Annotated in this window: 17 protein-coding genes and 1 other annotated feature; of the genes, 9 read left to right on the forward strand and 8 right to left on the reverse strand. The window is 43.7% G+C overall.

The features are described from left to right. Positions 1–75: 75 nt before the first annotated feature. The 8 genes from ACYSNU_RS15520 to serC all read right to left on the reverse strand — a co-directional run bounded on the left by ACYSNU_RS15520 (position 76) and on the right by serC (position 8,385). Positions 76–1,218 carry a M56 family metallopeptidase gene (locus ACYSNU_RS15520; protein ID WP_461738081.1) on the reverse strand — a complete coding sequence of 381 codons (1,143 nt, stop codon included), beginning with the start codon at positions 1,216–1,218 and terminating at the stop codon, positions 76–78. 1 nt (position 1,219) lies between these two features. Then, complete coding sequence (locus tag ACYSNU_RS15525) at positions 1,220–1,591, reverse strand: BlaI/MecI/CopY family transcriptional regulator (protein WP_461738082.1); 372 nt, start codon at positions 1,589–1,591, stop codon at positions 1,220–1,222. A 203-nt stretch (positions 1,592–1,794) separates the two neighbouring features. Continuing rightward, positions 1,795–2,640, reverse strand: coding sequence for a histidinol-phosphatase HisJ (gene hisJ, locus ACYSNU_RS15530; protein ID WP_461738083.1), 846 nt, complete (start codon positions 2,638–2,640; stop codon positions 1,795–1,797). Positions 2,641–2,645: 5 nt separating this feature from the next. After that, the gene (locus ACYSNU_RS15535) at positions 2,646–3,905 is read right to left on the reverse strand and encodes a glutamate-5-semialdehyde dehydrogenase (RefSeq protein WP_461738084.1); all 1,260 of its coding nucleotides are present in this window, start codon (positions 3,903–3,905) and stop codon (positions 2,646–2,648) included. Between the two features lie 65 nt (positions 3,906–3,970). After that, a complete protein-coding gene (gene proB, locus ACYSNU_RS15540) occupies positions 3,971–4,774 on the reverse strand; it encodes a glutamate 5-kinase (protein WP_461738085.1) in 804 nt (267 codons plus the stop codon). A 91-nt stretch (positions 4,775–4,865) separates the two neighbouring features. After that, positions 4,866–6,110, reverse strand: a complete 1,245-nt coding sequence (locus ACYSNU_RS15545; protein ID WP_461738086.1) for a DUF1015 domain-containing protein — start codon at positions 6,108–6,110, stop codon at positions 4,866–4,868. After that, a complete protein-coding gene (locus tag ACYSNU_RS15550; RefSeq protein WP_461738087.1) occupies positions 6,110–7,297 on the reverse strand; it encodes a phosphoglycerate dehydrogenase in 1,188 nt (395 codons plus the stop codon). The genes ACYSNU_RS15545 and ACYSNU_RS15550 overlap by 1 nt, the downstream gene beginning before the upstream one ends. Before the next feature lie 2 nt (positions 7,298–7,299). Further along, positions 7,300–8,385, reverse strand: a complete 1,086-nt coding sequence (serC, locus tag ACYSNU_RS15555) for a 3-phosphoserine/phosphohydroxythreonine transaminase (protein WP_461738088.1) — start codon at positions 8,383–8,385, stop codon at positions 7,300–7,302. Positions 8,386–8,711: 326 nt separating this feature from the next. Here serC and ACYSNU_RS15560 point away from each other — a divergent pair, with 326 nt between their 5' ends. The 9 genes from ACYSNU_RS15560 (at position 8,712) to ACYSNU_RS15600 (ending at position 18,228) form a co-directional block, all read left to right on the forward strand. After that, positions 8,712–9,248, forward strand: coding sequence for a dCTP deaminase/dUTPase family protein (locus ACYSNU_RS15560; RefSeq protein ID WP_265459594.1), 537 nt, complete (start codon positions 8,712–8,714; stop codon positions 9,246–9,248). Between the two features lie 481 nt (positions 9,249–9,729). Continuing rightward, on the forward strand, positions 9,730–11,097 hold the full coding sequence (gene radA / locus ACYSNU_RS15565) for a DNA repair protein RadA (protein WP_461738089.1): 1,368 nt from the start codon (positions 9,730–9,732) through the stop codon (positions 11,095–11,097). Between the two features lie 111 nt (positions 11,098–11,208). Then, a complete protein-coding gene (locus tag ACYSNU_RS15570) occupies positions 11,209–12,333 on the forward strand; it encodes a PIN domain-containing protein (RefSeq protein ID WP_461738090.1) in 1,125 nt (374 codons plus the stop codon). A 284-nt stretch (positions 12,334–12,617) separates the two neighbouring features. Continuing rightward, the gene (gene gltX, locus ACYSNU_RS15575) at positions 12,618–14,075 is read left to right on the forward strand and encodes a glutamate--tRNA ligase (RefSeq protein WP_461738091.1); all 1,458 of its coding nucleotides are present in this window, start codon (positions 12,618–12,620) and stop codon (positions 14,073–14,075) included. After that, positions 14,072–14,357: a binding site (T-box leader), on the forward strand. It overlaps the preceding gene by 4 nt. A 111-nt stretch (positions 14,358–14,468) precedes the next feature. Next, the gene (gene epsC / locus ACYSNU_RS15580; protein WP_461738092.1) at positions 14,469–14,996 is read left to right on the forward strand and encodes a serine O-acetyltransferase EpsC; all 528 of its coding nucleotides are present in this window, start codon (positions 14,469–14,471) and stop codon (positions 14,994–14,996) included. After that, positions 14,993–16,405, forward strand: a complete 1,413-nt coding sequence (gene cysS / locus ACYSNU_RS15585) for a cysteine--tRNA ligase (protein WP_461738093.1) — start codon at positions 14,993–14,995, stop codon at positions 16,403–16,405. The genes epsC and cysS overlap by 4 nt, the downstream gene beginning before the upstream one ends. Further along, positions 16,402–16,797: a Mini-ribonuclease 3 gene (locus tag ACYSNU_RS15590; protein ID WP_461738094.1), complete on the forward strand. Its 396-nt coding sequence runs from the start codon at positions 16,402–16,404 to the stop codon at positions 16,795–16,797. The genes cysS and ACYSNU_RS15590 overlap by 4 nt, the downstream gene beginning before the upstream one ends. Continuing rightward, complete coding sequence (rlmB, locus tag ACYSNU_RS15595; protein ID WP_461738095.1) at positions 16,790–17,680, forward strand: 23S rRNA (guanosine(2251)-2'-O)-methyltransferase RlmB; 891 nt, start codon at positions 16,790–16,792, stop codon at positions 17,678–17,680. The genes ACYSNU_RS15590 and rlmB overlap by 8 nt, the downstream gene beginning before the upstream one ends. Next, positions 17,677–18,228 carry an NYN domain-containing protein gene (locus tag ACYSNU_RS15600; protein ID WP_265459602.1) on the forward strand — a complete coding sequence of 184 codons (552 nt, stop codon included), beginning with the start codon at positions 17,677–17,679 and terminating at the stop codon, positions 18,226–18,228. Before rlmB ends, ACYSNU_RS15600 begins: the two co-directional genes overlap by 4 nt. Positions 18,229–18,241: the final 13 nt, after the last annotated feature.

Consider the following 18,241-nt stretch of genomic DNA (forward strand, 5'->3'; position numbering starts at 1 on the left):
AGCCTTTGTTACCATTAAGAAATTAAAAAAAGCCTCTATCTTATTCAAGTTGTCCTTGAAGGAGATAAAGGCTTTTTAATTGTCCTCGTGAATTGGTAGATTGGCAAAAAATTCCTGATTGGTGTCAGAAATTTCCCCTAAGTTTTCACCGTTGTAAAACAAATAATATTTGCCATCTTTGGTGTGGAGCAGGTATGCATCAAGATCACTGAGGTCGTCTAGGCTGAGGGTGCCATCTAAAGCGGCGCTGTCATCATTATAAGGCTCAAAAATAATGGAAGTTGTCGCTAAAATAATCACGCCTAAAATCGCCAGCAGCGCATAATTTGTGCGCTTGATTTCATAGCCCTCTAATAAAAAGGTGACTCTTTTATATAAAACATTGCGGGAACCTTGAGAAAAATAGACCGCCTTGTCCGCCGCTTTTTTGTCAGCGGCGGGGGCCAACGTTTTGACGACGGCAACCAAAGACTCGACATAAGCAAAATATTCGGTCTGGGGCAGCGCTTTGGTGACTTGATTGTCCACCCGCAGCTCAATAATCAAATTTAGCTGGCGCCGCAACAGATAGATAAAAGGAAACCACCAGTAGATGGCAGTTAAAACGTCCAGCAGATATTTAAATAAAATATCATGGTTGCGGAGATGCTGGATTTCATGTTTCAAAATATATTTCAGCTCAGGACTGTCTAGGGGAACTTTTTTTGAGAGAATAATTTTCGGCTTAAAAATGCCTACCGCCATCGCGGAAAAAATGACCTCGGATTGAATCAAGGGAATCTGTTTCTTTTTGAGAAACTGAAAATCTTGGGTATCGAGGAAGAAAAGCTCCTCAAGAGGTAGCGTTTGTTTAAAGCGACCAACTGTGCGCCGCAACTGGCGATGGCTGCGGTACATTTTCAATAGGCCCACTGCCGTACCAATGCCCCAAAGGACCAAGGTCAGCGTCAATACAGAAAAGGACTGGCCGGCGATGGAAAATTCCGTTTGAAAAAAGGTGAAAATCGCCGGCATTACATGTTCAGATTTTAAAGTAATTGTGGTCGGTAATTCGATTGGCAAAATCAAGCGCAGGAAAATAATCAGAAAGAGTCCGAAAATAAAGTCACTGCGGATGACTTTGATGCTTTTTTTCTTCCAGAGAATAAATTGCAGCATCAAGACCAGAATTACAACAAAAAGTAGCGAAATCAGGAAGGATGAAAGGGAGAAACGCACCCTAGTCACCGCCTTCTTCTAGCTGACTCTTTCTTTTATTAATCATATCCTCCAACTCGCCTAGTGAAGCCAAATCTGGTGAGCTGTCGATAAAGTTAGCGACTAAATTGGAAAGAGATTCTTGCGACATTTCCCGGGCCACGAAGGTTTCTTCACTGATGGTCGGCAAATACTTGCGGGTCAAAACTGTTCCGCTGTAACCGACAGAGTCAATTTTTAGCAGGTCGTTTTGAAATAGTTTTTTGATGACAGCGGCAATCGTATTTTTACTGATGTCGCTGGCTAAATTGTGGGCATCTGAAATTGACAGGGGTTCGCCAGCATGCCAAAAGACCTCCATAATTTGTCTTTCACGTTTGGTTAATTCTTTCATAGCAAATCACTCCATTCAAGTTCATTATAGCCTGTGGGCGTCATTATCTCAATAATTAAATATAGAATCAATTTCTCCAATAAAAATTAGGAAAAAAATAAGTTTTTTTTAGTGGTAAAAAAACAGGATAGCTTGAAATCTTGGAGGCTGCCGGTAAAAAAACAGCTCGTTTCCAAATTTCTCTATCCTGTCTGCAATTTTGTTTACCCTAAAAATTCAGCGACCTTATCATAGTAACGACCAACCTCTTGTAAGCTGTGGGCATCTGAGCCATAAACCAACGGAATTCGCAGTGCCAAAGCCTGCTTGATTAAGCCGGGTCCGGGGTAGCTTTTACCGTAGGCGGCTTTGTCAAAGCCCGCCGTATTCAAGTCTAATTCATAGCCTTGTTGCATCGTGTTTAAATATAATTCTTGAATCAACTGGAGGCTTTCCAAGGATAAGTTGGTTTCCTCTGAAAAGAGGGCTTCAAATTTCTGGCAAAGGGTGATATGACCTAAGCGTTTTGGTTTGTAAGGACCCAAGTCCGCTTGTAAAGAAGCCAAAACTTTTTGATAATACAATTCTTGGGCTGCTTGAAAGCTGCCAAGGGAGTCGACAACCCCGTGTTTATATTCTTCAAAGGAATAATCAATGCCCCAAAGGCCGCCGTTGCCTGGCAGAAAATGCACAGACAAGACGCCGTCATCGGTTAAAGGGCCGTATTCATTTAAGAAATCAGTCGTCCAGTCTTGGGCAGCGTCAAAATAGTCCAGCTCAAAGCCAATGTGAAGCTGAATATCACTGGCATATTTTTTTTTCAGCAGCTGCATTTTTTTAAAATAATGCTCGACGTCGTTTAACGCCATCGCCGCAGTTGTCCAGACTTCGGGATTACCGGCGGCTTGCGTCGTCATGATTTCCGGCGGTAACGGAGCGTGTTCGGTGATGCTGTAGTCGCTAAAGTCTAGCTGAATGGCCTTTTGAATCAGCTCTTCGACATCCTGCACATTGCCGTGGGGGCAATATTCGGTATGGGTGTGGCCGTCTTTTTTGAATGGTTTACTCATCGTCTTTACTCCCTGATTTGGCCTTCGCCGTAAATAATATATTTAATCGAAGTCAGTTCATGCAAACCCATCGGTCCTCTGGCGTGAAGTTTTTGGGTGCTGATGCCGATTTCGGCACCAAAGCCAAAGACAAAGCCGTCGGTGAAACGAGTGGAGGCATTGACATAAACTGCAGCGGCGTCAACTTCATTTAAGAATTTTTGTGAAGCATGATAGTCTTTGGTGACGATTGCTTCTGAGTGTTTCGTGTTGTAGCGATTGATATGAATGATGGCCGCTTCGAGGGAATCCACCACTTTAATCGCCAAAATATAATCTAAAAATTCCGTCTGCCAATCACTTTCTGTCGCAGGTGTTGTTTCGGATAAAAAGCTGGCGGCCGTTTGGTCGGCCCGCAATTCCACCGGTGTTTCAGCGGCGTGTGCCTTCAAGTAGGCTTCTAATTGCGGCAGGAAAATCTCCGCCACGTCTTGATGAACCAAAATGGTTTCAATCGAATTGCAGACTGAGGGCCGTTGCACCTTGGCATTGACGACAATTTTGACCGCCATTTCTAAATCGGCATCTTTGTCCACATAAACGTGGTTGTTGCCGGTGCCAGTTTCAATCACTGGCACGGTAGCAGTGGTTTTTACCCGTTGAATTAAGCCGGCGCCGCCACGGGGAATCAACACGTCGAGATAATCGTTGAGCTTCATCAAAGCTGTCGCCGTTTCCCGCGAGGTGTCATCGACAAACTGAATAGCGTGGGGATTGGCGTTGTTTTCCGCCAAAGTGTCTTGTAAAATTTTGACTAAAATTTGATTGGAATTGAAGGCTTCCTTGCCGCCTCTTAAAATGACGGCATTGCCAGTTTTGAAACATAAGCTGGCGGCATCAGTAGTGACATTTGGGCGCGATTCATAGATGATGCCAATCACCCCTAATGGCACCCGCTGTTTGCCGATTAACAGATTGTCGGCGTTGCGCCACATTTTATCGACAGCACCGATGGGGTCGTCTAAAGTCACGACTTGGCGAATGCCGTCTGCCATCTCGGTGATTCGTTGAGAAGTTAAGCGAAGGCGGTCCTGCATGGTTTCACTGATGCCATTGGCCGCGGCTTGGCTCAAATCCTTTTGATTTTCTTGTAAAATTTCAGTGGTGTTGGCAATTAAAGCCTCCGCCATCTTTGTCAGTAAAATGTTTTTTTTTAAAGTGGAGAGTAAAGCCAGTTCATGGGAGCTGGCTTTTGCCTGTTGACCCAAAGTAATTAAATCTGTCATCATGATAGCTCCTTTTCTTTTTACGGCAGTAGTTGCAATAGCTCTTTTGCGAAAGCTTTGGCGGCTTATTTATTGCCGACAAATAAAGTGCCGATAGTTTTGCCGGCTAAAATTTCAAAAATAATTTGCGGCTGCTTGCCATTGGCTAAGACCATGGCACTGTCGTTTTCTAAGACCCGCTGGGCGGCTTTTAGTTTGCTGCGCATGCCGCCAGTGCCAAAGCTGCTGCCTTTATCACCTGCTTGTGCCATCAAATTTTCGTCAATGGCGGTGATGTGGGAATAAAGTTTTGCTTCGGGATTGGTCAAGGGATTGGCGGAATAAAAACCGTCAATATCTGAAAGCATAATTAAAATGTCGGCCTTGGTTAATTGGGCGACAATCGCCGACAGTTGGTCGTTATCGCCAAATTTAGTCAGGTGATCCAATTCATCGACAGACACCGCATCGTTTTCATTCACGATGGGGATGACCTGCATTTGCAAAAGCTGCTCTAAAGTGTTGGTCACATTTTGGCGGCTTTCCGGAAAATCAATCACGTCACGGGTCATCAATACTTGACCGGTTTGTTGACTATAGGTTGAAAACCGCTGAGCGTAAATATTCATCAGCTCCGTTTGTCCAACCGCTGCTACAGCCTGTTGCTCTGGAATGGTTGGCGGTCGGGTGGCCATTTGCAGCTTATTGAGCCCGACGCCAATCGCACCGGAGGAAACCAAAATAATTTCCTTGCCCTGATTATTTAAATCGGCTAAAACAAAAGCCAGTTGGTCGATGGCACTTAAATTAATTGTGCCGTTGGGATAAATTAAAGTGGAGGTGCCGACTTTGACGACAATCCGCTGGGCTTTATCAAGTTGTTGACGCATAGGAAACTCCTCGTTCATGTAAAAATTTTCATTCTAAATGTAGGGAAAATCCCTTCACCAAAGCAAAGGGATTCGTTTAGTTTATTCTATTTTACTTGTTTTGACTAGCTAAGTCATGTAGAAATAATCCGCTCAGCAGTTTCGGCTCAAACCACGTCGATTTTGGCGGCATAATTTTGCCAGCGTCCGCCACATTTAATAAATCATCCATGGTGGTGGGATAAAGTGCAAAGGCAACCGTCCACTCCTGAGAATCCACCAGTTTTTCCAGCTCCGCCATACCGCGAATGCCACCGATAAAGTCAATCCGTTTATCAGTGCGAATATCTTGGATAGCAAATTCCTTTTCAAAGACATAATGCTGCAACAAAGCTACATCTAATTGTTCCACCGGGTCATTGGGTATCAGTTCCTGTTTAATGGTCAATTGATACCATTGCTGATCCAAATACATGCCAAAGGTTTTAGGCTGCTGCGGTTTGCCTGCAGCAACTTTTTCGACTGTAAAATACTGCGTGAGTCTTGTTAAAAAGTCAGGCGCAATCGCCACCTTCAGCACCCGATTGTAATCTAAAATTGCCAATTCCTCTTTAGGAAAAATGACGGAAAGAAAATAATTAAATTCAGCAGCGGGACCGGCATCGGGATAGGTCTCCTGCCGCTTAAGACCAACTTTAACGGCTGATTCGGTGCGATGATGACCGTCAGCGATGTATAACGCCGGCACATTGTCGGCAAAGCCCTGCACTAAAGCGGCAATGACTTCGACATCGTCAATCACCCAGACCCGATGGGCAACATCATGGAAGCTGGTGAAATCATAGACTGGCGCATGTTGTTTCTGCCAATCTTGCATAAGTTGCTGAATGCCAGCTTCACTACGATAGGTCAGAAAAATCGGTGATGTATTGGCATCGCAGGCATCAATATGATTGATGCGATCTAGTTCTTTTTCCGGCCGGGTGTATTCGTGTTTTTTGATTAAGCCGTTTTGATAATCGGCAATCGCCGTGCAGGTTACTAAACCCGTTTGACTGCGGCCATTCATCGTCAGTTCATAAAGATATAATACTTTTTTTTCATCACGAATCAGCCAATCCTTTTGCAAAAAGGCCTGCAGATTGCTGGCGGCTTTTTGATAAACCTGCGGATCATAGGGGGAAAGTTCTTTTGGCAAATCAATTTCCGCCTTGTCGATGTGCAGATAAGAATAAGGATTGTCCTTAGCCAACTCGTAGGCCTCTTTCGAATTCAAAACATCATAGGGAAGTGTCGCAATATTTTCTGCTAAATCTTCATGGGGCCGGATACCGGCGAAGGGATGAATTTCAACCATTAGAAACCGCCCTCCTCTGGATTTTTAATCACGCGGACTTTAACAATATTATCAGAGTCGGCAATTCGTTTGGCCACTTCTTGAATTTTGGCTTCATCGGTTTCATCGATGTCGACTAGCGTGTAGGCTAAATCATCCCGACTGCGGTTAATCATGGTGTCGATATTGATTTCCATGCCGGCAATAATTGTTGAAATCTGCCCTAGCATGTTCGGCACATTCTTATTGACGATGCTCAAACGATAAGGCGAAGCAAAGGTCATTTCCACCGTGGGGAAATTGACTGAGCGTTTGATTTCACCGGTTAACAGGAATTTTTTCAAGGTGCGGCCCGCCATTTTGGCGCAATTGACTTCAGCCTCCTCCGTTGATGCTCCCAAATGAGGAAAGACTAAGACCTTTTCATGGCGCAATAAGCGTTCATCGGCAAAATCGGTAATGTATTGTTTGATTTCACCTGCATCTAAGGCCTTCAAAACAGCATCGGTATCAACTAAACCACCCCGAGCAAAGTTTAACAAAACGGCATCGTTTTTCATTTTTTGCAATTCTTCGGTGCTGATTAAGTTTTGCGTGTTTTCTAAAAGGGGCACGTGCAGGCTGATAAAATCGCTGGTGGCAAAAATTTCATCCATGCCGTTCGCCCGTTTGACACGGCGAGAAATATTCCAAGCCGTGTCGACTGAAACATAAGGATCATAGCCGGTCACGTTCATGCCTAAACGGTAAGCGTCATTGGCGACCATGGCACCGATAGCGCCCAAGCCGACAACACCTAACTTTTTACCTTCTAATTCATGTCCGACGAAGGCTTTTTTATTGGCTTCGGCTTGTTCTTCAACATCTGCTCCAGTTAAGGTCTGAACCCAGGTTGAGCCTTGAATTAGTGGCCGGACGGAAACTAAGAGACTAGCTAAAACTAATTCCTTCACAGCATTTGCATTGGCGCCGGGAGTGTTGAAGACGACGATGCCTTTTTCGGCGCATTCTTTGACGGGCACATTATTGGTTCCCGCACCAGCACGAGCGACCCCAAGAACAGAAGCTGGAAAATCGTAATCATGTAATTTTTGGCTGCGCAGAATAATTCCCGCCGGCTGTTCCGTTTGATTGACGGTGAAATTTGGATCTTCAAAATATTTTAAGCCTTGCGGGTCAATTGCATTAAAGGTTTTAATATCAAACATGCTTAATTTCCTCCATTTTCTAATTCAAATTGTTTCATAAAAGCAACTAGGGCTTCAACGCCCTCAAACGGAAAGGCATTGTAGAGACTCGCCCGCATACCGCCAACAGAACGATGGCCTTTTAAATTTTCAAAGCCAGCAGCTAAGGCTTCTTGATTAAATTTTTTGTCTAACGCTTCAGAGCCGGTTACAAAGGGAATATTGGTAATCGAACGGCTGTCTTGGTCAACGGGGCTCGTAAATAAGTTGGATTCAGCAATCGTCTGGTATAATAGTCCAGCTTTTGCTTGGTCTTGCTTTAACATACCGGCAACACCACCATTTGCCTTGACCCATTCAAAGACCAATTTTGCCATATAAATTGCAAAAGTTGGTGGCGTGTTATAAAGGGAATGATTGTCCGCTTGAATTTTATAATCCAACATGGCGCTTGGTGTTGGGAACAGGCCAAGTAAATCATCACGGATAATCACAACAGTCAAACCTGCGGGGCCGATATTTTTTTGCGCACCGGCATAAATAATGCCGAAATCCTCTGTTTTATAATCATTCGCTAAAATATTTGAGGACATATCAGCGACAATCGGCACCTTGCCGGCATCAGGAATTGTCTGATAGGCACTGCCTTCAATCGTATTATTAGTAGTGATGTGCAAATAAGCCGCATCTTGGTCAATCATGTCTGGTGTAATCTTTGGAATGTAGGTGAAATTTTGCTCTTCGCTAGAGGCGATGACCTCGACCTCGACACCGGCAATTTTTTTCGCTTCAGAAATGGCTTTTTTCGACCATGAGCCAGTGTTGGCGTATAACGCTTTTTTTCCTTGGGCCAAATTCAGCGGCACCATCGAAAATTGCATGCTGGCGCCCCCCTGCAGAAATAGAACCTGATAATTATCAGGAATGTTCATTAATTCCCGCAATAAAGCTTCGGCCTCTTGGATAATGTTTTCAAATAAGGAGGAACGATGACTCAGCTCCATCACGGACATGCCGCTGCCTCGATAATCTAACATTTCCGATTGCGCCTGCTCCAACACAGGTTTCGGTAATACGGCGGGACCAGCTGAGAAATTAAAAACAGTCATACTAAAATCGCTCCTTCTTAAAATTATTAAATTTAAATGTGAAATACATTATAACAGAAAGAGTAAAATGGCAAAAGCCTAATTTTATTAATTTTGTGAATCCTTGTACTTATTTTAAAATGAAATTTAAAACTTCTAAAAACTTAATCGATAATCAGTGAAACTCGTCGGAATTAAAGGCGTGTTATGTTAAAATAACTTTATACCTTTTTGTAAAAAATTTAGCGAATCTTTTTAATTTTTACTTTGTTTCAGAAAATTTAGAAAGCAGTTTACATTCGCTAAGGAGAATTCAACAAAAAGGACAGAAGGGAACGCATAAATTAATGAAAACTCGTGGATTTGAAGTAGTAACAAGTTTTAGCGACCAAAATATTAATATTCCTCAGCGGGCCACCAACAAAGCCGCTGGTTATGATTTTGAAGCCGCCAATGATGTGGTGATTCCCAGTATTTGGAAGGCCGGCTTAAATACGGCATTTAAAACCTTGCTGAATACCGTCCGTCAGCCTGATGAAGCTTTGGCTGACGAAAAAGCCTTCAAGCCGACTTTAGTGGCAACGGGTATTAAAGCCTACATGGGAGATAGCGAATTTTTACAGCTGGCCAATCGCTCCAGCAATCCTTTAAAGCGCCTTTTAGTTTTAAGCAATGGCATCGGCGTGATTGACAGTGATTATTATGAAAACCCTGATAATGAAGGTCATATTATGTTTCAGCTGACCAACTTTGGCCTGCGGGACGTTCAAATTAAAAAAGGCGAACGCATCGGTCAAGGTATCTTCTTACCATTTTTAAAAGCCGACCAAGACGAAACCGGTGGCCAACGCACCGGCGGCTTTGGCTCATCTGGCAAAGATTAGGTATCAGTTATCAGTTCCACTTTTCGCAGAATCTAACGATAGAAGAACCTTGTTTAGTTTTTAATGAAATGTAGCGCTGTAACTGTCTAGTGGAATGATATGCGTACGAAGATAAAACTAAATTTTTGGAAAAATTTATTACCTTAATATGAGCTAGGTGTCAGTTCCACTTTTCGCAGAATTAAACATGGAAGAACCTTTTTTAGTTTTTAATGAATTGTAGCGTTGTTACTGTGCTGTAACTGTTTAGTGGAATGATACTCGTACGAAGATAAAACTAAATTTTTGAAAAAAATTTATTACCTTGAAATGAGCTAGGTGTCAGTTCCACTTTTCGCAGAATCTAACGATAGAAGAACCTTTTTTATTTTTTTATGAATTGTAACGCTGTAACTGTTTAGTGGAATGATACTCGTACGAAGATAAAATTAAATTTCTCTTGAGAAATTTATTACCTTGAAATGAGCTAGGAGGAATCCTTTTGGCAAAAGCAAAAACGCAATTTGTCTGCCAAAATTGTGGGTATGTTTCACCAAAGTATTTGGGACGCTGTCCTAACTGTGGTGAATGGAATACTTTAGTGGAAGAAATTGAACAAGATACAACAGATCGCCGGGTGCGGACTAGTTTAACCGGCGAAAAAGCCAAGCCGCAAAAATTAACAGAAGTGACCACCAAAAAAGAGCCCCGCATTAGAACTAATTTAGAAGAACTAAATCGAGTTTTAGGCGGTGGCGTGGTGCCGGGTTCCCTTGTGTTAATCGGTGGTGACCCGGGTATCGGGAAGTCAACGCTATTGCTGCAAGTTTCTCAACAGTTGGCAGAAATTGGTGGCAAGGTGCTGTATGTTTCAGGGGAAGAAAGTGCCCAGCAGATTAAAATGCGGGCTGACCGCCTCGGTAATGGTAAGGGTGATTTTTATTTATATCCGGAAACGGATATGCATGAAATTAGTCGAGCCATTGAAAATTTGACTCCGGATTATGTGATTATCGATTCGATTCAAACGATGACCCAACCGGACATCAGCAGTGTGGCCGGCAGTGTCAGTCAAGTTCGGGAAACGACAGCAGAGTTATTGAAGTTGGCCAAAACGAATGGCATTGCGATTTTTATTGTCGGGCACGTCACCAAAGAGGGCTCGATTGCCGGGCCTCGCATGTTGGAGCATATGGTGGACACTGTGTTATATTTTGAAGGGGATAAGCACCATACCTTTAGAATTCTACGGGCAGTTAAAAATCGCTTTGGCTCGACGAATGAAATCGGCATTTTCGAAATGCATGAAAATGGTTTAGAGGAAGTAGCGAATCCCTCGCAGGTTTTTCTAGAGGAACGTTTGGCGGGCTCCACCGGTTCAGCAATCGTTGTGACAATGGAGGGCAGCCGACCGATTTTAGTTGAAATCCAAGCTTTGGTCACGCCAACAATGTTTGGCAATGCAAAGCGAACGACTACGGGATTGGACTTTAATCGGGTTTCTCTGATTATGGCGGTGTTGGAAAAACGCACTGGACTGCTATTGCAAAATCAGGACGCTTATTTAAAAGCGGCCGGCGGTGTAAAATTAAATGAACCGGCGATTGACTTAGCCTTAGCCGTCAGCATTGCTTCGAGCTATAAAGAAAAAGGGACGCAGCCGACAGAATGTTTTATCGGTGAGATTGGTTTGACCGGTGAAATCCGCCGAGTCAGCAATATTCAACAGCGGATTAAAGAGGTTCAAAAGCTAGGCTTTACCAAAGTCTATGTCCCTAAAAATAATTTAAGCGGTTGGCAGCCGCCTAAAGGCATCGAAGTTATCGGTGTCGCCACTTTAGCTGAAACATTGAAAAAAGTTTTTAATTAAGATTATCAGCCCTCTGCTGAAGGGCGGCAGCCAGATTGGTCTGCGGACTTTCAGCAGTCAGAGCTTGATTATAAAAAATAAGTTGAAAGACAGACACGAGGAGAGTAGCTTATGCAAAAGAGAATGATTTCGCTGATTATGGCAATCATTGGCGCTAGCTTGGGATTTTCCTACCTGCCGTTTTTTTGGCAGATGCTAGGCCAACAAGATAATAATTGGCTGAACAATCATTTTACGAACAGCCTGATTGGTGCCATTATTCTATTTATATTATCTTTGGCTTTCGCAAAATACATTGTTCGCCTGATTCGCCGCATTGAAAAAGAGATTAGCGAGGTAAGTTTAACCTATCTATTATTTGGAGCTGTTGGGGCGATTATCGGCCTGACATTAGGGGTCATCATTTCGACACCGTTGTATCGGATTGAAATTCCGGTGATCAACAGTATTTTGCCGATTATCTTGATGTTAATTTTTGGCTATCTAGGTTTTCGGGTGGGAACGACTCGGATTGAAGAATGGCGCAAGATTTTTACTCCCCGCAGTAAAAAAGCGGATGAGAGTGCTGAAGGACAAATGCTGGATCGCAAGGCTGAGGATTTTTTCCACAAATATAAAATTCTCGATACAAGCGTGATTATCGACGGTCGAATTTACGATATTGCGAAGACTGGTTTTTTAGAAGGAACGATTTTAATTCCTAATTTTGTCTTGTATGAATTGCAGTACATTGCCGATTCCGGCGACAGCTTAAAACGGGTGCGCGGCCGCCGCGGCTTGGATATTTTAAATGCGCTGCAAAAAGAAGATGGCATTGATGTGGAAATGTACGACGGTGATTTTGAAGATATTTCCGAAGTAGATAGCAAGCTGATTAAATTGGCAAAACTGTTAGACGGCGTTGTCGTTACCAATGATTACAACTTAAACAAGGTATCTGAATTTCAAAATGTGCCGGTGTTGAACATCAACGCTTTGGCCAATGCCGTGAAGCCAGTGGTGATTCCGGGAGAGGCGATGAGTGTTCTCGTTGTCAAGGCCGGAACAGAACGCCAGCAAGGGGTCGCTTATCTGGATGACGGCACGATGGTCGTGGTCGAAGATGGCCAACATTATATGAATGAGCAAATTGATGTCATTGTCACCAGCGCTCTGCAAACAGCGGCTGGCCGGATGATTTTTGCTAAACCGGCCCATTCTGGTCGGGGCATCAATGAAAAAAATGACGAGAGTTAATACAGTTGATTGACCTTTACTAATGATTAGGAAGAGGGTAAAATGCAGATGGAGCGCAGAGGCTAGGACATTCATTCAAAAAGTTTGTCGCTACCTTTGCACGTTTGCTTGCAGATAGACAGTGAAACCGGCTGTCAAATATCTGGAATACCAGCAGAAGAAATTGGAATTTACGATTCATTTGCCAACTTTTCAACCAGCTTTTTTACAAAAGCTGACGTTGGCAATAAGTAAAAAATCGTGACCGACTGCTGGTCTGACAGATTAACTAAGGAGGAAAATTCATGTCAAAAGTACGTGTACGCTATGCACCAAGTCCAACTGGCCACCTACACATTGGGAATGCCCGGACAGCACTCTTCAATTATTTATTCGCCCGTCATAACGATGGCGATTTTATTATTCGGATTGAAGACACCGATCAAAAACGCAATATTGAAGATGGCGAAAAAAGCCAACTAGAAAATCTAGCCTGGTTAGGCATGGATTGGGATGAATCGCCAGAAAATCCTGGCAAGTACGGTCCTTACCGTCAATCAGAACGGAAGGATATCTATCAACCATTAATTGACCATCTGTTATTAAGCAATTTGGCTTATAAGTGTTATTGTACAGAAGAAGAGTTGGAAGCAGAGCGGGATGCACAAAAAGCCCGCGGCGAAATGCCTCATTATTCTGGCAAATGTGCTAATTTAACCCCAGAGGAACAAGCGGAAAAAGAAGCGCAAGGTTTACAACCAGTAATTCGTTTTAGAGTGCCGAGAAATACGTCTTACACATTTGAAGATATGGTCAAAGGCGAAATCGTCTTTGAATCCGATAATATCGGTGGCGATTTTGTGATTCAAAAACGCGATGGTATGCCAACGTATAATTTTGCGGTAGCCGTTGATGATCACGAGATGGAAATCACCCACGTTTTACGGGGGGATGATCATATCGCCAATACGCCAAAACAATTAATGATTTATGCGGCATTTGGCTGGAAAGCACCAATCTTTGGCCATATGACATTAATTATTAATTCTGAAACAGGTAAAAAATTAAGCAAGCGGGATGAAAGTATTCTGCAATTTATCGAGCAATATCGGGAGCTGGGCTACTTGCCAGAAGCGATGTTCAACTTTATCGCCTTATTAGGCTGGTCACCAGTCGGCGAAGACGAAATCTTCAGCCAAGCAGAATTAGTGACCATGTTTAACCCAGACCGCTTGAGCAAATCACCAGCGGCCTTTGACGGCAAAAAATTAGAGTGGGTCAACAATCATTACATGAAGGAATTAGACCTAGATACTTTAACCGACATGGCCATTCCTTATCTGATTGCTGATGGCCGGGTAACGGAACCTGTTTCAGCGGAAAAATTAGAGTGGCTGAAAAAAATTGTCAGCTTATATCAACCGCAAATGAGTTATGCGGCAGAAATCGTGGAAGCATCTAATTTATTCTTTATTGAACATCCGGTCTTGGATGAAGCTAGTAAAGAGGTTTTAGCTGGCGAAACAGTGCCGACTGTTTTACAAGCCTTCAAAAATCAAGTAGAATCAATGGAAGTCTTAGATGTGCCGACAATCAAAGCGGCAATCAAAGCCGTTCAAAAAGAAACCGGCGTTAAAGGGAAAAATCTCTTTATGCCGATTCGTGTGGCTGTTTCCGGTCAAATGCATGGCCCTGAATTAGCCGATACAATTGAATTATTAGGCAAAGAAAAAGTTCTTGCCCATTTAAACCAAGTCCTTTAAACATTTTGAAGGGAAGAAGTAGCAAAAAATTAATTTTCAGAGAGTCTGTGGCGCTGCAAACAGATAGTTAATTTTTGTGAAGTGCATCCCGGAATGGTTTTGACGAAAAGTAGTCAAAAACGGCAGTGACCGTTATCCACTTGAGGCGAGACTGTGACTCAGTTTTAAGGGAAGTCCGTGAGACATTTTTTTTAAAAGAATTGTTTTCTAACGGAGCTTTCAATTTAATGACTGGCGCAACTCGTAAACAAAAGTGGAACCACGTTAAAGCACGTCTTTTAGAATTTATTCTGAAGGCGTGTTTTTTGGCGGTTAAATGACTTGAGCAAGCTTGTTGGTCTTGTTGGTTAAGAAGCAAAGATAGGTAGTTTTCTGTTAAAAGGAGGAAGAGTTATGGGTTGGTGGCAAGCAGCGATTGCCGCAGTCAAGCGCAATGACCCCGCAGCACGTTCGACAGCTGAAGTTGTCTTGACGTACCCCGGTGTCCATGCACTATTTTTTCACCGTTTGTCACATTTTTTATATCGCCATCAGCGATTTTTATTAGCTAAAATCAACGCTCAGTTTTGGCGTTTTATCACCGGTATTGAAATTCATCCGGGAGCTGAGATTGCCAGCGGTGTTTTTATCGATCACGGGTCAGGCTTGGTGATTGGTGAGACGGCGGTGGTGGAAAGCGATGTTGTCTTGTTTCACGGGGTGACCTTGGGAGGTACCGGCAAAGACCAAGGCAAGCGTCATCCTACTATTAAACAAGGAGCGATGATTTCAGCCCATGCCCAAGTTTTGGGGCCGGTGACGATTGGCGTTGCCGCCAAAATCGGCGCCAGTGCCGTAGTGATTACCGATGTTCCCGATTATGGAACGGCTGTCGGCATTCCAGCCAAAGTTGTCAGGATTAAAGGAGAGAAAGTTGAATGATTAAAATTTATAATACCTTGAGTCGCCAAAAGGAAATTTTTAGGCCATTAAAAGAAGGTCAGGTGGCGATGTACGTCTGCGGACCGACCGTTTATAATTATATCCATATCGGCAACGCCCGCAGTACCGTAGCCTTTGACACGATTCGCCGCTATTTTGAATACCGCGGCTTTGCGGTAAATTATGTCTCAAACTTTACCGACGTGGATGATAAAATTATTCGGGCGGCTCAAGAATTACAATTGTCTGCTCCAGAAGTAGCCCAGCGTTTTATTGCCGCCTTTAAAGAGGACACTGCCGCTTTAAATGTTAAACCGGCGACGCTGAACCCGCAGGTGATGGACCATATTCCCGATATTATTGAATTTATCGAAGTCTTGGTCAACAAAGGCTTTGCCTATGAATCTGGCGGCGACGTCTATTATCGCACACGGAAATTTAAAGATTACGGACAATTAAGTGACCAGAGTATTGATGAATTAGAAGTCGGAGCGAGCCAACGGACTGGCGCTGAATTGGATTTAAAGGAAGACCCGCTGGATTTTGCTTTATGGAAAAGTGCCAAAGCTGGCGAGATTGCTTGGGAGTCGCCTTGGGGACAAGGACGCCCCGGCTGGCATATCGAGTGCTCGGTGATGGCGACGAAACATTTGGGCGACACGATTGATATTCATGGTGGCGGGCAAGATCTAGAATTTCCCCATCATGAAAATGAAATCGCCCAAAGTGAAGCAAAGACCGGCCATAAATTTGCAAACTATTGGATGCACAACGGCTACGTGACCATCGGCGACGACGATGAGAAAATGAGCAAATCGCTGGGGAATTTTGTGACTGCCCATGAGATGATACAGCGGATTGACCCGCAGATTCTGCGGTTCTTTATGGCGACGACGCAATATCGCCGACCGATTCGCTATAGTGAAGCTACGCTACAAGAGGCTACCGCTAATTTACAAAAATTGCGGAACACTTATGAAAATGTGCAATTCCGTTTGCAGCAGGATTTTGCAGCTGAGACAGCAACCTCTGCCAGCTTAGCAGAAATTGCCGCCTTTGAAGCGGCCTTTATTCAAGAGATGGACGATGACTTTAATGCCGCCAACGGCATCACGGTAGTCTATGATTTAGCGAAGTGGCTGAATACCCATCTTGAAGCTAGCACAGCTAGTCAAGCCAGTTTAACAAAAGGCTTGCAGGTTTTCGTTGGAATGCTGGCGGTCTTCGGGATTTTCTTTAAAGAAGCTGAATTGTTGGATGCCGATATTGAAGTGTTGATTGAAGAGCGCAATCAGGCCCGCAAAGATAAAAACTTTGCCCGCAGTGATGAAATTCGTGATCAGTTGAAGGAGCAGGGAATTATTTTGGAAGACACCCCACAGGGAGTTCGCTGGAGAAGAGAAGCATGAGAGATTATCAACAATTAAACGGCTTAGCACTAGCCTATGTCGGCGATGCGATTTATGAAATTTACATTCGTGATTATTTAGTTGAGCAGGGCCAAACCCGGCCTAATAAATTGCATCATATGGCGACAAATTATGTCTCCGCCAAGGCCCAAGCCTTTTTGATGGAGGAATTGCTGGCAGCAGACTTGCTGACAGAAGAAGAAATTCTTTTTTACAAACGAGGCCGCAATGCCAAAAGCCATACGACCGCCAAAAATGCCGATGTGATGACCTATCGGATTTCCACCGGCTTTGAAGCCTTGATGGGCTATCTGCATTTAACTAAACAACAAGAGCGCCTTGAAGAATTAATTGATTGGTGCATTGAGAAAGTGAGGGAGACCAATGGCTAGACGACCAGAAAAACACCAAAATGACCAGCGTTCAAAAAATTTCGGCGGCGCTAATCAGCGCAAACGCAATGACCAACCAGCCAAGCGCAATCGCCGTAATGACGAAGCCCCCAGCAGAAATCAAGCTGACCAGCCGGCTGAATTATCCGCAGATTTTACCTTTGGCTACCACGCCAGCGTGGAGGCTTTAACCCAGGGCAAAGGTAATAAATTATTTTTGCAGGAGGATGCCAAAGGGGAAAAGATTCAGCGTTTAAAAGAATTAGCTCAAGAACATAGCGTCCCAGTCAAATGGGTCCCCAAAGCTAAACTAGATGACTGGAGCAGCTCAGGTGTCCATCAAGGTATCGTTTTAGCCACGACACCTTATGAATATTTGGAATTAGAAGAATTATTGGAGCAGGCTTTGGCTAAAACCGAAACACCATTTTTCTTAATTTTAGACAGCATCGAAGATCCCCATAATTTTGGCTCGATTTTGCGGACGGCGGATGCCAGCGGTGTGAGCGGTGTGATTATTCCTAAGCATCGGGCTGTCGGTATCACGCCGGTGGTTGCTAAGGCTTCAACCGGTGCCGTGGAATATGTACCGATTGCCAGAGTAACCAATTTGAGTCAGACGATTCAGCGTTTGAAGGAGAAAAATTTCTGGATTTTTGGCACGGATATGACGGGCACTAATTTTCAAAAATGGAATGCCCAAGGAGCGATTGCTTTGATTATCGGCAATGAAGGCAAGGGCATGAGTCAAGGCTTGAAAAAAGAAGTCGATGAGATGCTGACGATTCCGATGACCGGCCACGTTCAAAGTTTAAATGCCAGTGTGGCTGCCGGCTTGCTGATGTATCAAGCCTTTAGTCAACGGGGCGGTGGTCAGTCGTGAAAAAGCAATTATTACTTGTTGACGGCTACAATATGATTGGTGCATGGCCGGAATTAGTGCAGCTTAAAAAACAAGATTTGCTGGAGGATGCCAGAGAAGCATTACTCAATCGCCTTTCCAATTATGCTAAATATGAAGGCCTTGAAATTATTGTCGTGTTTGATGCTCAACTGGTTCCTGGGATTCAACAGGATTATCGAAAATATCAGCTGACGGTTGTCTTCACTAAAGAAAACGAAACCGCCGACAGCTATATTGAACGGGTGGCGGGGGAATTAAATACCATCGCCACACAGGTTACCGTTGCCACCAGTGATATGGCGGAGCAGTGGGTCGTCTTTTCTCAAGGGGCATTGCGAACATCGGCCCATGAGCTCTATAAAACAATCCAAAAAACCGAAAATTATATCAAAAAAGATACCGCCGATTTACATTTCACAGATTTTCGCCGCAACTCACCGTGGAATGAAAACCAGCTGACGGAATTAAACCAAAAGCTGCATGACTTGATGGAAAAAAAGCCATCAAAAGGCAAGAAGAAAAAGTAAACAATAAAATTCT

Source organism: Enterococcus sp. LJL120, assembly GCF_054871765.1.

Bases quoted from the DNA above. Each gene is read 5' to 3' on its own strand.
- ACYSNU_RS15590 (WP_461738094.1), top strand. From the start codon at position 16,402: ATGAGAGATTATCAACAATTAAACGGCTTAGCACTAGCCTATGTCGGC.
- ACYSNU_RS15535 (WP_461738084.1), bottom strand. From the start codon at position 3,905: ATGACAGATTTAATTACTTTGGGTCAACAGGCAAAAGCCAGCTCCCAT.
- gltX (WP_461738091.1), top strand. From the start codon at position 12,618: ATGTCAAAAGTACGTGTACGCTATGCACCAAGTCCAACTGGCCACCTA.
- ACYSNU_RS15545 (WP_461738086.1), bottom strand. From the start codon at position 6,110: ATGGTTGAAATTCATCCCTTCGCCGGTATCCGGCCCCATGAAGATTTA.
- proB (WP_461738085.1), bottom strand. From the start codon at position 4,774: ATGCGTCAACAACTTGATAAAGCCCAGCGGATTGTCGTCAAAGTCGGC.
- cysS (WP_461738093.1), top strand. From the start codon at position 14,993: ATGATTAAAATTTATAATACCTTGAGTCGCCAAAAGGAAATTTTTAGG.
- ACYSNU_RS15560 (WP_265459594.1), top strand. From the start codon at position 8,712: ATGAAAACTCGTGGATTTGAAGTAGTAACAAGTTTTAGCGACCAAAAT.
- ACYSNU_RS15550 (WP_461738087.1), bottom strand. From the start codon at position 7,297: ATGTTTGATATTAAAACCTTTAATGCAATTGACCCGCAAGGCTTAAAA.
- serC (WP_461738088.1), bottom strand. From the start codon at position 8,385: ATGACTGTTTTTAATTTCTCAGCTGGTCCCGCCGTATTACCGAAACCT.
- ACYSNU_RS15525 (WP_461738082.1), bottom strand. From the start codon at position 1,591: ATGAAAGAATTAACCAAACGTGAAAGACAAATTATGGAGGTCTTTTGG.
- hisJ (WP_461738083.1), bottom strand. From the start codon at position 2,640: ATGAGTAAACCATTCAAAAAAGACGGCCACACCCATACCGAATATTGC.
- rlmB (WP_461738095.1), top strand. From the start codon at position 16,790: ATGGCTAGACGACCAGAAAAACACCAAAATGACCAGCGTTCAAAAAAT.
- epsC (WP_461738092.1), top strand. From the start codon at position 14,469: ATGGGTTGGTGGCAAGCAGCGATTGCCGCAGTCAAGCGCAATGACCCC.
- ACYSNU_RS15570 (WP_461738090.1), top strand. From the start codon at position 11,209: ATGCAAAAGAGAATGATTTCGCTGATTATGGCAATCATTGGCGCTAGC.